At 66.2% G+C, this 13558-nt stretch carries 13 protein-coding genes; 7 read left to right on the top strand and 6 right to left on the bottom strand.

Features of this window, described 5'->3' with window-relative positions; genetic code table 11:
* The first annotated feature begins 123 nt into the window (after positions 1 to 123).
* Positions 124 to 1035 (top strand): tetratricopeptide repeat protein, encoded by a 912-nt coding sequence (locus AC07U1_RS04145; protein WP_495177333.1) that lies wholly within the window; start codon positions 124 to 126, stop codon positions 1033 to 1035.
* Positions 1035 to 1685 (top strand): LON peptidase substrate-binding domain-containing protein, encoded by a 651-nt coding sequence (locus tag AC07U1_RS04140; protein WP_056345121.1) that lies wholly within the window; start codon positions 1035 to 1037, stop codon positions 1683 to 1685. The genes AC07U1_RS04145 and AC07U1_RS04140 overlap by 1 nt, the downstream gene beginning before the upstream one ends.
* A gap of 2 nt (positions 1686 to 1687) precedes the next feature.
* On the opposite strand, the gene AC07U1_RS04135 is transcribed toward AC07U1_RS04140, so the two are convergent.
* Together AC07U1_RS04135 and AC07U1_RS04130 are read right to left on the bottom strand one after the other, a co-directional pair.
* Entirely contained in the window at positions 1688 to 2356 is a 669-nt protein-coding gene (locus AC07U1_RS04135) for a sigma factor (protein ID WP_495177334.1), read from the bottom strand.
* A 210-nt stretch (positions 2357 to 2566) separates the two neighbouring features.
* Positions 2567 to 3811 (bottom strand): FAD-dependent monooxygenase, encoded by a 1245-nt coding sequence (locus AC07U1_RS04130; RefSeq protein ID WP_495177335.1) that lies wholly within the window; start codon positions 3809 to 3811, stop codon positions 2567 to 2569.
* Positions 3812 to 4129: 318 nt separating this feature from the next.
* Between AC07U1_RS04130 and AC07U1_RS04125 the strand changes: the two genes are divergently transcribed.
* The 4 genes from AC07U1_RS04125 to ribA all read left to right on the top strand — a co-directional run bounded on the left by AC07U1_RS04125 (position 4130) and on the right by ribA (position 9460).
* A complete protein-coding gene (locus AC07U1_RS04125) occupies positions 4130 to 6442 on the top strand; it encodes a DNA translocase FtsK (protein ID WP_495177336.1) in 2313 nt (770 codons plus the stop codon).
* 118 nt (positions 6443 to 6560) lie between these two features.
* On the top strand, positions 6561 to 7220 hold the full coding sequence (locus AC07U1_RS04120) for a LolA family protein (protein ID WP_056345105.1): 660 nt from the start codon (positions 6561 to 6563) through the stop codon (positions 7218 to 7220).
* A gap of 378 nt (positions 7221 to 7598) precedes the next feature.
* Complete coding sequence (locus AC07U1_RS04115) at positions 7599 to 8387, top strand: exodeoxyribonuclease III (protein ID WP_495177337.1); 789 nt, start codon at positions 7599 to 7601, stop codon at positions 8385 to 8387.
* Between the two features lie 14 nt (positions 8388 to 8401).
* Positions 8402 to 9460 carry a GTP cyclohydrolase II gene (gene ribA / locus AC07U1_RS04110; protein ID WP_492736596.1) on the top strand — a complete coding sequence of 353 codons (1059 nt, stop codon included), beginning with the start codon at positions 8402 to 8404 and terminating at the stop codon, positions 9458 to 9460.
* An 87-nt stretch (positions 9461 to 9547) separates the two neighbouring features.
* Here ribA and AC07U1_RS04105 read toward each other — a convergent pair whose 3' ends face one another.
* From AC07U1_RS04105 to AC07U1_RS04095, 3 genes are read right to left on the bottom strand one after another with little or no spacing between them, the layout of a single operon-like run.
* Positions 9548 to 10354 (bottom strand): LytR/AlgR family response regulator transcription factor, encoded by an 807-nt coding sequence (locus AC07U1_RS04105; RefSeq protein ID WP_492735274.1) that lies wholly within the window; start codon positions 10352 to 10354, stop codon positions 9548 to 9550.
* Positions 10351 to 11478, bottom strand: a complete 1128-nt coding sequence (locus AC07U1_RS04100) for a sensor histidine kinase (protein ID WP_056347115.1) — start codon at positions 11476 to 11478, stop codon at positions 10351 to 10353. The genes AC07U1_RS04105 and AC07U1_RS04100 overlap by 4 nt, the downstream gene beginning before the upstream one ends.
* Positions 11479 to 11533: 55 nt before the next feature.
* Positions 11534 to 12055 carry a winged helix-turn-helix transcriptional regulator gene (locus AC07U1_RS04095; RefSeq protein WP_056345093.1) on the bottom strand — a complete coding sequence of 174 codons (522 nt, stop codon included), beginning with the start codon at positions 12053 to 12055 and terminating at the stop codon, positions 11534 to 11536.
* 127 nt (positions 12056 to 12182) lie between these two features.
* Between AC07U1_RS04095 and AC07U1_RS04090 the strand changes: the two genes are divergently transcribed.
* Positions 12183 to 12512, top strand: coding sequence for a CC_3452 family protein (locus AC07U1_RS04090; RefSeq protein ID WP_056345090.1), 330 nt, complete (start codon positions 12183 to 12185; stop codon positions 12510 to 12512).
* Between the two features lie 118 nt (positions 12513 to 12630).
* Here the strand turns inward: AC07U1_RS04090 and AC07U1_RS04085 are convergent, their stop codons facing one another.
* Entirely contained in the window at positions 12631 to 13521 is an 891-nt protein-coding gene (locus AC07U1_RS04085; protein WP_495177338.1) for a glycosyltransferase family 2 protein, read from the bottom strand.
* Positions 13522 to 13558: the final 37 nt, after the last annotated feature.

Below are 13558 nucleotides of genomic sequence, written 5' to 3'. Positions count from 1 at the left end.
CATCGGCTTTTGGAGTCGGCAACCCCCTTCATGCTTTTCCTGCACGATTGGCCCCGAAGGGTTGGCATATCGGGCACAAATCCCACATAAGAACGACAGGCATTCAACAGGAGCAATAACCCCGTGGCCACTTTGGGTCTGAACCCGCAAGAAAAGGACGCCGTTGAAGCGTTCCGCCGCGACGTCGTCGAGCCGTCGATGTCGAACCTCGTCATCCTCGATTTCTGGGCCGAATGGTGCGGGCCGTGCAAGCAGCTGACCCCGATCCTCGAAAAGGTCGCCGCCGACTATGCGGACAAGGGCGTTTTGCTCGCCAAGATCGATGTCGATGCGAATCGATTCATCGCCGGCCAGTTCCAGGTCCAGTCGATCCCGACCGTCTATGCGATCTTCCAGGGCCAACCGGTCGCCAACCTGACCAACGCCCGCACCGAAAGCCAGATCAAGGCGATGCTCGACCAGTTGCTCGCGCAATTGCCGATCGAAAGCGCCGCAAGCGCCCGCGCCGTCGAGATCGCCCCGCTGATCGAAATGGGCGAGGGCGTGCTTGCCGAGGGCGACTGCGAACGCGCCGCCTCGATCTTCGGCCAGATCCTCGAGATGGCACCCGACAATGCGGCGGCGCATGGCGGGCTGATTCGCGCGCTGGTCCTCGCGGGCGACCTGACGAGTGCGCAGGGCTTGCTTGACATGATCCCCGCCGAGATCGCCGACGATCCCGCGATCGCGCAGGCGAAGAGTGCCTATGCGCTCGCCGCCGATGCCCCCGACGCTGGCGAACTGGCGGCGCTCGAAGCCGCGGTCGCGGCCGATCCGGGCAACCATCAGGCGCGATTCGACCTTGCCGCCGCGCAGATCGGCGCCGGCCGCCGCGACGCCGCCGCCGACAATCTGCTCCACATCGTCGCGGCGGATCGCGAATGGCAGGAAGATGCCGCGCGCGCGAAATTGCTGTCGCTGTTCGAAGCCGTCGGGCTTGAAGATCCGTGGGTCGCGGCGCAGCGTCGCCGGCTGTCGCTGATCCTGTTCGGCTGATGGGCGATACCGCGCCCCTGACCATCCAGCGGATCGCGATCTTTCCGCTGCCCGGCGCGGTGCTGTTTCCCGGGCTGCACCTGCCGCTGCACATCTTCGAGCCGCGCTATCGCGCGATGGTGCAGGAGGTGCTGGTGCGCGACCGGCGGATCGGGATGATCCAGCCGCGCGTGCTGCCCGGCGAGGAGGATCGCGAGCCCCCCGCACTCTACGACGTCGGCTGCGTCGGCAAGATCATCGACGTCGAGGCGCTCGACGACGGGCGCTTTAACCTGGTGCTCGAGGGCGTGGCGCGGTTCCGCGTCCGCCGCGAACTCGACGTCACGACACCGTTCCGGCAGGTCGAGGCCGAAATCGAGAGCGAGGTCGAGGAGGATGCGGTGCTCGCGAGCATCGAGCGTGCCAGCCTCGAACGCGAGGCGAAGCGGTTTGCCGAACGCCAGGGCTATGTCGTCGACTGGAACGCGGTCGGCCAGCTCGACGATGCGACGCTCGTCAACGGCATCGCGCAGGTCGCGCCCTTCGATGCCGCGGCGAAGCAGGCGCTGCTCGAAACGACCTCGATCGATGAACGCGCCGAATTAGTCGTCCAGCTGATGCAATTCTTCGGCCGCTTCGACGGCGAAGACGGGCGTTCGACGCTGCAGTAAAATCAGGCGCGACCCGCCGGCACGAGATGCTGCGCCATATCGGTGAAGGCGGCGCGGACGATATGACGATGGCTTTCGGACAGGCGACTCGCAGGTTGGACTGCGGTCAGATGCCGACGCACGAGGGTGTGGTGCGCCGCGAGCTTTGTCTTTCCTCTTTGCCATTCGGCGTCGCGGCGCCGCGCCCAGTCGTCGGTGAGGCAATCGGCAAGCCGGCCCGCGAGATAGTCGGCGGCCCGTCCTTCCGCGGCGGCTTCGGCACCGGGATCGACGAGCAGCTCGCAGATGCCGGGATCGTCCAGCGGCAGCGTTGCGGCGGCAAACCGGTGCGGCGCGCGGCGTTGGTCGCCGTGGAGGCGGTGTCGCAGCGCCTGTAGTTCGGCGCGGATCTGCCAGTTCATATGGGTGGCAAAGGCCGCGCGGCGCGGGTCGTAGCTTTGCGCGGCGCGGTGGAGCGCGATCGCACACGCCTGTTCGGCATCGTCGGCGACCGATGACAGTCCGTAGCGGCGGATGAAATAGCGGACGCGTGGAGAAGCTGCGGCGGCGAGGCGCGCGAAGGCGCGGTCGGCCTGGACGCGGCGGCGCGGCGAGGGCTCGGCATCGAGGGCAGCGCGCGCGGCGATCCAATCCGTCACCGCCGCTTCGAGGGCGTGGCTGCTCACCGACATGGTCCCGGCTCCTGCTGCGCGGCGGGTCGTTACCGCATGGGACAGGCTATGGGATCATGGTTAGCGGGGGTGTGCCCGGGACGTAGGTGGAAATACGTAAGGATGGGCAAGATGCCCGTTTGCATCGCGCGACGTCGAGATGCCCATCGGTTGCACACGCCATCGAGGTGCCTCGACGTCGCGCGACACGAACGGAAAAATGGGGTGGGCTTAAACCTTCGCCCCCGCGAGCAGGCGGGGCAGGTCACCGGCTTCGCCGCGCGCCTCGTCCATGAAGAAGCGTTTGAACATCGGCAATCGCTGCACCGCACCGAGGCCGGCGCGCCGGACCGCCGCGGCGGTGCGGCCGGGAATGCCGAAGAGACGCGTGAGGCCATCGGTCGCGAGGCTGACCATCAGGCTGTCGAGCCCGCGCCAGCGCTGGTACCGCGCGAGCAAAGCCGCGTCGCCGAGGTCGAGGCCGAGCCGCGCGCCCTCGACGAGGACTTCGGTGAGCGCCGCGACGTCGCGCAGGCCGAGGTTGAGTCCCTGCCCGGCGATCGGATGGATGCCATGCGCGGCGTCGCCGACGAGCACGACCCGGTCGGCGACGATCGTCGCGCTATGGTGGAAGCCGAGCGGATAGGTCATGCGCGGCGCGACCAGTTCCATTTTGCCGAGCAGGTCGCCCGCGCGCTTTTCGAGTTCGGCGACAAAGCCCCTCTCGCCCAATTTGGCGAAGCCCGGCCCGTCCTTTTCGGCGACGGTCCACACGAAGGCCGAACGGTGGCGGCCCTGTGCGTCGTCGACAAGCGGCAGCAGCGCGAAGGGCCCTGAAGGAAAGAAGATTTCGTGCGCGACGCGATTGTGCGGTTTGCTGTGCACGACCGCGCCGATCATCGCATGATGGTGGTACGACCAGTTGGCGATGCTGAACCCCGCGGCGTCGCGCGTCGGCGAGCGGCGGCCCTCGGCGACGATCAGCAGCGGCGCCTGCAGTCTCGCGCCGTCGGCAAGGGTCAGGGTGACGCCGTGTGGGCCGATCTCGCGGTCGACCACCAGCGCGGGCATGATGAGGCGTGCGAGCGGGGCTTCGGCGAGCGCGTCGCGGAGCGCAAGACGAAGCTGGCGGTTTTCGACCATCGTGCCGAGCGCGGGATCGTCGGCCCCGGTTTCGAAATCCAGTTCGCCCGAACGCCCGTTTTCTTTTGGCACGCCGTCGCTGACCTTGATCGCGCGGATCGGGCAGCCATGACCGGCGAGCCGATCGGCGAGGCCGAGCACTTCGAACATCTGCCAAGTCGCGCTGGCGATCGCCGAGGCGCGGCCGTCGAAACCGGGCGCGATCGTTGCCAGTGGATCGGCGGGATCGACGACCTGGCTTGAGAGGCCATGATGTGCGAGCGCGAGGGCCAGGGCCTGGCCGACAAGGCCGCCGCCGGAGATGATCACGTCGCTGCGCTGTACGTCGCCCATGCCCTCGCCCTAGACCGCAATGATGCGCTTGAAAAGTGGCGTGGCGCGGAACGCAAAGCTGGCTCCATTTGTTTAGCGCAAAGACACAAAGACTCGAAGATGTCGTGCCAGCCGCGAAGCAGCGCGCCATCCGAACGCCGCGACCACTGCACGTCTATGGGATGAGGGGCCTGTCGGCCCGAACCTGCTTCTTCGTGCCTTTGCGTCTTTGCACGAAACTCCTTCATAACCCACAGCTCGGTTGGGGGCCGCGCTTGACGCCGAGTCCGGCGCATGTGCATATCGCCGTGGTTAATTCCAGTGGGGACCGATTTCAGCATGGCCAGCCGCAAGCCCGTCGCCGCAAAGGCCGATTGGCGCACCGTTTTCCGGGCGAGTATCGCGCGATCTTTGGTGATCGGCGCGGCGTTGGCGCTTGGCGCTTTCACGCTGTTCCTGACGCTGGCGCTGATCACCCATGACGGCACCGATGCTGCGATCCACACCGCGGCGGGGGGCAATCCGTCGAACTGGATGGGCAGCGCGGGGGCGTGGTTCGCCGACTTGCTGCTGTTCGTCGGCGGGGTCGCGATCACCCTGCTGCTGCCCTTGCTCGGCGTGATCGCCTGGCGGCTGTGGATCGGCGAGGCGCAGCCCTATTGGAAACGCCAGCTCGCTTTCGTCTTCATCGCGATCTTGCTCGTCGGCCTCGGCGCACAGCTGTGGACCCCCGACAGCAATGCCCCGCTGCCCGCGGGCTGGGGGGGGATCATCGCGTTGATCGTCGGCGGCGCGGTCGATCCGTGGTTCGACCGCATCGGCGAACCCGGCGCGGCGCTGGTCCGCTTCGCCGCGATCCTGCTGTTGATCGGCGTCGGCCTGTGGCTCGCGTGGCGCGCGCTGCGGCTCGAACCCGGCTGGTGGACGCGGCTTCGGCTGCCCGCCGTCGAGGGTGGTCGCGTCGTCGCGCCGGCCCCCGCGCTTGCCGCCGATACGAAAGCGCCGTCGCTGATGGGCCGCGTGATCCGCCCGCGCGCCCGCGCCGAGCCGAGCGAGCGGGCACCGCCCGAGATTGCCGACCCGGCGCAGCGCACCCAGCCGTCGAAGCCGCGCGCCAAGCCGCAGACCGAGCTGTTCACCAATTACCAGATGCCGTCGCTCGACCTGCTCGCCGAGCCGCCGCCGGCGCCCACCGGGCAGATCGACAAGGCGGGGCTCGAACGCAACGCGCGGCTGCTCGAATCGGTGCTCGAGGATTTCCAGGTCAAGGGCGTGATCACCGCGGTGCGCCCCGGTCCCGTCGTCACCATGTACGAACTCGAACCCGCGCCCGGCACCAAGGCGAGCCGGGTGTCTAACCTCGCCGACGATATCGCGCGCAATATGTCGGCGCTGTCGGCGCGCATCGCGCCGATCCCCGGGCGCACGGTTATCGGCATCGAGCTGCCCAACGCCGTCCGCGAATCGGTGGTGCTGTCCGAAATGATCGGCAGTGCGCTGTTCCAGGAACAGACCGGAGCGCTCCCGATCATCCTCGGCAAGAATATCAGCGGCGACCCGGTCATCGCCGACCTCGCGCCGATGCCGCACCTGCTGATCGCGGGCACCACCGGGTCGGGCAAGTCGGTCGGTTTGAACGCGATGATCCTGTCGCTGCTCTACCGGCTCGGCCCCGATCAGGTGAAGCTGATCATGATCGACCCCAAGATGCTCGAACTCAGCGTCTATGACGGCATCCCGCACCTGCTCGCTCCGGTGGTGACCGAACCCAAGAAGGCGATCCGCGCGCTCAAATGGGCGGTCGAGCAAATGGAAGACCGCTACCGGATGATGTCGTCGCTGTCGGTGCGCAATCTCGCGAGCTACAACGACAAGGTCCGCACCGCGCTGTCGAAGGGCAAGTCACTCGGGCGGCGGGTCCAGGTCGGTTACGATCCCGAAACCGGCCAGCCGCTCTACGAGGAAGAGACGCTCGATTACGCGCCGCTGCCGCAGATCGTGGTGGTGGTCGACGAGCTGGCCGATCTGATGATGACCGCGGGCAAGGAGGTCGAATTCCTGATCCAGCGGCTCGCGCAGAAAGCGCGCGCCGCGGGCATCCACCTGATCCTCGCGACCCAGCGCCCGTCGGTCGACGTCATCACCGGCGTCATCAAGGCGAATTTGCCGACACGCATCAGCTTCAACGTCACGTCGAAAATCGACAGCCGCACGATTTTGGGCGAGGCGGGCGCCGAGCAGCTGCTCGGCAAGGGCGATATGCTCTATGTCCCCGGTGGCAAGCAGATCACCCGCATCCACGGCCCGTTCGTGTCGGACGACGAGGTGCGGGCGGTCGCCGACCATTGGCGCGGCCAGGGCCAGCCCGACTATGTCGAGAGCGTCACCGAGGATCCCGAGGACGGCGGCTTCGCGATGGAGGGCGCCCCTGCGGGCGGCGACAGCGCCGAGGATCGTATGTATGCCAAGGCGTGCCAGATCGTCGTCGAGAGCCAGAAGGCCTCGACGAGCTGGCTGCAACGCCAGCTGCGCATCGGGTATAACAGTGCGGCGCGGATGATCGAGCGCATGGAGGAGGAGGGCCTCGTCAGTCCCCCCAACCATGTCGGCCGGCGCGACGTGCTGACCGATCAATATGGACAACAACGCTAGGCGGCAGGGGAACCAAAGCCGATGCTCGCGACTTGAACAGCCTCCAACGCCGGGTTCACGGCGGGTTCAACGCCGGATCGGCATATCCCGGCCGTCCTTATGGCAGAATGAGAACATCATGACCCTGAATTTTCCCCGCCTGACCCTGACACGCGCCGCCGCGCTGGCGCTCGTTCCCGCCGCCGCCACGGCGCTGGCGTTCGGCGCGCCGGCGATCGCGCAGTCGGCAAATACGCTGACCTCGGTCCAGTCGCACCTGCGCGCGACGAGTTCGATGACCGCCGATTTCGTCCAGACCGACCGCAACGGCCAGCGGCTGAATGGACAATTGACCTTGAAACGCCCCGGCAAGATCCGGTTCCAGTATCAGAAGGGCGTGCCCCTGTTGATCGTCGGCGACGGCAGTTCGCTGACGATGATCGATTATGAGGTGAAGCAGGTCCAGCGCTGGCCGGTGAAGAATTCGCCGCTCGGCGCGCTGCTCGATCCCGACCGCGACCTCACCAAATATGCCAAGGTCCTGCCGACAAGCAGCGACGATGTCGTGAGTGTCGAGGTCAAGGATCCCAAGCGCCCCGAATATGGCACGATCACCATGGTGTTCGTGCGCGACGGCGCCGCGCCCGCCGGATTGCGCCTGCGCGGCTGGGTCGCGCTCGATTCGCAAAACAACCGCACGCGCATCGACCTGACGAACCAGAAGTTCAACGTTGCGGTCGCCGATTCGGCGTTCAAATGGACCGACCCCCGCCCGCGCTCGCGCGGTCGCGGAAGCTGACGCGAACTTATCCACAGCCGAATATGAACGGCGCCGAATCCCACGAAGCGGATTCGGCGCCGTTTTTTCGGACCAACCGCCGCCCACCATCGACGAACTGCAAAACCGCCCATATCCGCCAGATTTTCGTTCAGCTTGGCGACAGGGAAGGGGCAGTATTCCAGCTCTTGAAGGCGCCAACACGGCCCCCGGTTCTGGGTTTCCCCCTGTTGCCCCAACCGAGTGCCAGGCACCTTCATTCAAGAGCGTGACGAACGCTGACCTTGAACCCCCGTTCCACCGCCCCTGGAACGGGGGTTTAATTTTGGGTTTGGCGCCGGTCGCCGCCCTGCCCGCAATCGCATTGCACCGCGCGCGCCGCGCCGATAGAGCCACGCCATGACAACCAGCATCGCTTCGTGGAACATCAACAGCGTCCGCGCCCGCATCGGCATCGTCGAGAAATTCCTGCGCGAGGAAGCGCCCGACGTCCTGTGCCTGCAGGAAACCAAGGTCGAATGCGTGTCCTTCCCGCCCGACATGTTTCGCAGCCTCGGCTACACCCATATCGTCACCCACGGCCAGCGCATGCACCATGGCGTCGCGATCGTCAGCAAAGTCCCGCTGGCCGACGTCCGCAAATATGACTGGCAGGCCAATGGCGAGGCGCGCCACGTCGGGGTCACGCTGCCCGGCGGCGTGCGGCTCGACAATGTCTATATCCCAGCCGGGGGCGACGTCGCCGACCGCGAGATCAATCCGAAATTCGGGCAGAAGCTCGATTTCTACGCGCGGATGACCGAATGGTCGGGGGCGCTCGACCAGCCCACGGTCCTGACCGGCGATTTCAACGTCGCGCCACTCGAAAGCGACGTATGGAATCATAAGGCGTTGCTGGACGTCGTGAGCCACACGCCGATCGAGGTCGAGACGCTGGCGAAGCTGCAGGCGGCGTCGCAATGGGTCGACCTTGGCCGTCATTTCATCGCGGCGCCGACACCGCTCTTCACCTGGTGGAGCTACCGCGCCAAGGATTGGGAATTGTCCAATCGCGGCCGCCGGCTCGACCATATGTGGGTGACTCCCGACTTGCTGGCAAAGGCGGTGTCGCACCGCATCGTCCGGCCGGCGCGCAGCTGGGAACGGCCGTCGGACCATATCCCGTTGATTACCGAGTTCGATTTTTGAGTGACGCCGCGCGCATGGATGGCGGTGCCCGCCGGGCGGCGCGCGCGGTCGATGCGCTGCGCCGCGGCTGGCCGGTGCGCGTGACCGGCGACGACGGCGTTCTGGATTTGCTGGCGATCGAGAGCGCGAGCGACGCCGCGCTGGCGGATTTTAGCGATGGTGTCGCCGACGTGCTGCTGTCGGGCGAGCGCGCGGTGACGCTGAAGCTCACCAACCAGCGTGCCGCCGCCGCGCCGGGACCGGTGCGGCTGACCGGTGCCGCGACCAGCGTCGCGGCGGGACTGGCGATCGCCGACCCGGCACTCGACCTTGCCAATCCGCTCAAAGGCCCGTTCCGTACCCAGGCGACCGGCGGCGAGGCCGCCGCGATGGCCGCGATGCTGATGGCACGCCACGCCGGCCTGCTCCCCGCCTTTTTCGTGCGCGAAGCGGCGGGCGGCGCCGAAACCGCCTGCAACGCCGCCGATGTCGACGCGTTGCTCGACCCCACGCGCCTCCATATCGCCGCCCGCGCCCGCCTCCCGGTCGAGGCCAGCGAAGGCGCCGAGATCGTCGCCTTTCGGACTCCCGAAGAGGCGTCGGACCATGTCGCGCTCGTTATCGGCAAGCGCGACGCGAGCCCGCCGGTGGTGCGGCTGCACAGCGAATGCCTGACCGGCGACGTGCTCGGCAGCCTGAAATGCGACTGCGGACCGCAGCTTCACGCGGCGCTGCACGCGATGGCCGATGCGCCTTGGGGGGTGCTGCTTTACCTGCGGCAGGAAGGGCGCGGGATCGGGCTGGTCAACAAGCTGCGCGCCTATGCGTTGCAGGATCAGGGCTATGACACCGTCGATGCGAACCTGCGGCTGGGCTTCCCGGTCGAGGCGCGCGATTTCGCGATCGCGGGGCGGATGCTCGAGTTGCTCAACATTCCGCGCATCCGGTTGATGACCAACAATCCGGAAAAGGTCGCGCGGCTGGAGCGCGAGGGCGTCGAGGTGGTCGAGCGCATTCCGCTCGCGCTGCCGACGAACAAATATAATGAGCAATATCTGGCGACGAAGCGCGACCGGACCGGGCATCAGCTCTAAAAACACGTCGCCCCCGCGAAGGCGGGGGCCGCTATCGGCGTTGCGCTAGGCTGTCTGCGGCCCCCGCCTTCGCGGGGGCGACGATAATCAGTGTACGAACCGCGCCACCACGTCGCGATAGCTGCGGCTGACCTTCACCTGCGCGCCGGAGCCGAGGACCAGGAAGCATTCGCCGTTGGTGTGCGGCTTGACCTGCTTGACCTGGCTGAGGTTGACGATCGTCGAGCGATGCACGCGCTGGAAGTTGCGCGGGTCGAGCCGCTTTTCGAGGTCCTTCATCGTCTCGCGCAGGATCAGGCTGTTGTCGGCGGTGTAGATGCACATATAGTCGCCCGCAGCATCGATGCGTTCGATGCTGTCGACGTCGACGCGGAAGATCTGGCCGCGATCCTTGATATTGATCATCTTTTCATAGCGGTCGGCGGCATGCGCATCGGGGGCGATTTCGGCGTCATAATCGTCGGCCGCGTCGGGCGCGACCTCGGCGAGCACGGTCTTGAGGCGTTCGACCTCGGCCGCGCCGCGCTTTTCGGTCAGGCGCTGGCGCACGCGGTCAAGCGCGTCGGCGAGGCGTTCGGGTTCGACCGGCTTGACCAGATAATCGACCGCCTGCGCCTCGAAGGCGCGGATCGCATGGTCCGAATAAGCGGTGACGAACACCACCAGCGGCGGTTCGACTTCCATCAGCCCCTGGATCACCGAAAAGCCGTCGAAGCCCGGCATCTGGATGTCGAGGAAGACGAGGTCGGGCTTGTGGGTCTTGATCTTGCGGATGGCCTCGCGGCCATTTTGGGCGGTGTCGACGATTTCGACGTCGCTGTGCGGTTCGAGCCGCAATTGCAGGCCCTGGGTGGCCAGTTTTTCGTCATCCACCAGGATGGTTCTGATCGTCATGTTCTCTCGGTTCCAATCGTCATTTGCCCGTCGGGCTGAAACGGAAACTCGACAACCACCGTGAATCCGCCGTCAGCGCCCGATTGGGCATCGAACCGGTGCTGATCGCCGAAAGCCTGCGCCAGCCGGTCTCTGATATTGGCTAAACCCACACCGGTTGATTCCGTTGCAATGACGCCAGTGGTGGGGTCCGCGCCATCGGCTGACAATCCCGACCCGGTGTCCGACACGGTAATCCGAACATTTTGACCGGCAAGCTGAGCCGAAATCGTGATGTCGGCGCCATCCTCCTGCGGGGTGACCGCATATTTTATCGCATTTTCGATCAGCGGCTGGAGCAACAGCGAGGGCAGACGGGCGCGCGAAACGGCGGGATCGATCGCGAAATGCGGGCGCAGCCGTTCCTCGAAGCGCATTTTTTCGATGTCGAGATACAGCTTCAGCGTCTCGATCTCCTGCGCCAGCGTCACCTGCGCGGTCGGTTCGTTGGCAAGCGTGTAGCGCAGGAACGCCGACAGCCGCGACAGCATCGCATTGGCGGGTTCGGATTGCTTGAGCAGCACCAGCGTCGAGATGCTGTTGAGCGTGTTGAACAGGAAATGCGGGTTGAGCTGGTAGCGCAGCATTGCTAGCTGCGCCGAGGCCGCCTGCGCCTCGAGCCGCAGCACACGGTCATTCTGTTCCTCGAGCTGGAGGAAATAGTTGATCGCGAAATAGAGCGCCGACCAGGCGGCGAGCGAGGTCGCGTCGATATAGACCGCGCCGAGCAGCAGGCTGGTGAAGCCGGCGTCGCTGTTCGGGTTCTGGATCTGAGCGACCCAAGCGTCGATGAACGCCCAGAGCGCGGTGGCGATACCCGCCAAGCCGAAGCTGACCCCCCACATCAATAGCGGGCGGCGGCTGATCAGGGTGCGATAGCAGACCGACAGGATCAGCGAGAGCGAGAAGCCGGTGATCGCCGACACTGTCTGTGGAATCAGGAAGGCGAGCGCCTGCCCGTTGGCGAGGCCCGACACGCCGCGCAGCCCGAGCCAGGCGAACCAGCCGAGGATCTGGAGATTCCAGAAGGCGCGCACCTTATTGCCGAAAAAAGGTCCCGGCGAGGATAGTCCGAACAGCGGCATCGGATGTTGGGTTGCGGTCAGCGGCAGGCGGGGCGGCTGGACGGTCCCGCGTCCGTCACTCGGCGGCAACCGGCGCCATCCGCTCATCTGCGCGCGTCCGGGCCTGGCCCAGCGGCTGCAGTTCCGACCGATGTTTCCACACCAGTTCCTTATAGCCGAGCGAGCGTCCGTCGTGCGCGGTCATGGTGACGGGGCCGATCGGCTGTTCGTCGCGAACATCGACCAGCACCGGGGTCGAGGGCACGCCGGCCCCCCATTTTTCGCCCCATTGGCGCAGCGCGATCATTGCGGGCAGCAGCTCGAGGCCCTTTTCGGTGAGTTCGTAGCGTACCTTGCGGCGATCCTCGGCCATCACTTCGCGCGCCATGATGCCATGGTCGACGAGCCGCGACAGCCGGTTCGACAGGATGTTGCGCGCGATACTGAGTTCCTGCTGAAACTCCTCGAAATGATGGACGCCGTTGAAGGCCGCGCGCAGGATCATGAACGACCAGCGCTCGCCCATCGCCTCGAGCGCGAGCGGCAATGCACAATTGTCACCGTAGAGGATGTTCAGCGGTTCGCGTAATTTTCCCATAGGCCCAGCCCTAACGTAAAATCGGCCCCCGCACAAAAAAATATGTAGGCTTGGTTGCATTTTGCAACCCACGTACTAAATTTCCTTTTGCAACCTAAATAGGTGCTCAAAAAGGAAGGGCCTCCCCATGTTCAAATTCTCTTTCGCGGCGCCTGTCGTGCCGATGTTCGCCGTCGCGTTGGCCGGCGGTGCTGCCGCCCTGCCCGTGACCGCCCAGGCCGCGGGCGGCGCCTATTACCGCGCCGAACTGGCGAGCCCGGCCCCGAAGGGCAAGTTCGTCGCGCGCGGTATCGTCTGGTCGTGCGAAGGCACCAATTGCGTCGGCGCGCGCGGCACCAGCCGCCCGCAGATGATGTGCGCCGGGCTCGCCAAGGAAGCCGGCGAAGTGAAGGGCTTCATTGCCGACGGCAAGGCGCTCGAAGCCGAAGATCTGGCGCGCTGCAACGGCGCCGCCTGATCGGCCGGCCGGACGGCGCTCCCCTCCCGCTCCGCCGTTCGACCCTGGCCGCATAGAGAGCCGCCGCGACCTCCCATAGCCCCGGGGAGGCACGGCGGCTTTTTCTATGCCCGGATGATCAGGCCGTAAGGCGATTGCGCGCGACGACGAGCGTCCAGCGCGCGAGCGCGGGTAGCCGCGCGAGGACCGTCGGGGGATGCGCGCGCAAGGCGCGGCTCACGAGGTCGAAGCGCCAGCGGCGCTGGCTCTTGAGCGCGAGGCCGAGCAGGATTTCGCCGCGGCTGCGCGCCGGCAACTGGTCGGGCATCGCGCGTTCGACGATGACAGCGGTCAACGCGTAGATCTGATCGGCACGCTGACTGGTCAGGCTGCCGCCATGCTTGCGGTAGACATAGAGATCTTCGTGCAGTTCGACGAAGGTGAACCGCTGCGCCGCGCGCAACCAGAAATCATAATCCTCGACCCCGAACAATCCGACGTCATAGCCGCCGAGCGCGTCGGTCACGCCGCGGCGATACAGGAAGGCGGCGCCGATGTTGTTGCCGTGGAGCAAGCGTTCGACCGGTCCGACCCGCGAACGGCCGAGATCGTTTCCGGCATCGTCGATCAGCGAGAAATCGGCATAGGCGACCCCCGCATCGGGATGCGCGTCGAGTGTCGCGACAAGGCGGTCGAGCATCTGCGGGCGGAGGAGGTTGTCGTCCGACGTCCAGCTGTGCAATTCGCCCCGCGCCTGCGCAAAGCCGTGGTTGAGCGCCGCGGGCAGGCCGACATTGGTGTCGAGGCGAAAATGACGGACGCGCGGGTCGCGCGCCGCTGCGGCGGCCATGATCGCGGGGCTTTCGTCACGCGAAGCATCGTCGACGAGGATCAGTTCGAAGTCGAGGAAGCCTTGCGCGAGGACCGAATCGATCGCCTCGTCGAGCCAGCGCGCACCATTGTGCACGGGCATCACCACCGACACGCGCGGGCTTGCCGTGGTCGAATCGAAAGCTTCGGTCCCTGTCATTGCCTCCCGCCATAGCCCGCACGCACGATGCTTCCAA

Source organism: Sphingopyxis sp. GW821-FHT02C12 (assembly GCF_059421785.1).
Note: the sequence above shows the minus strand (reverse complement) of the source record. Positions and strands in the feature narration are given on the sequence as shown.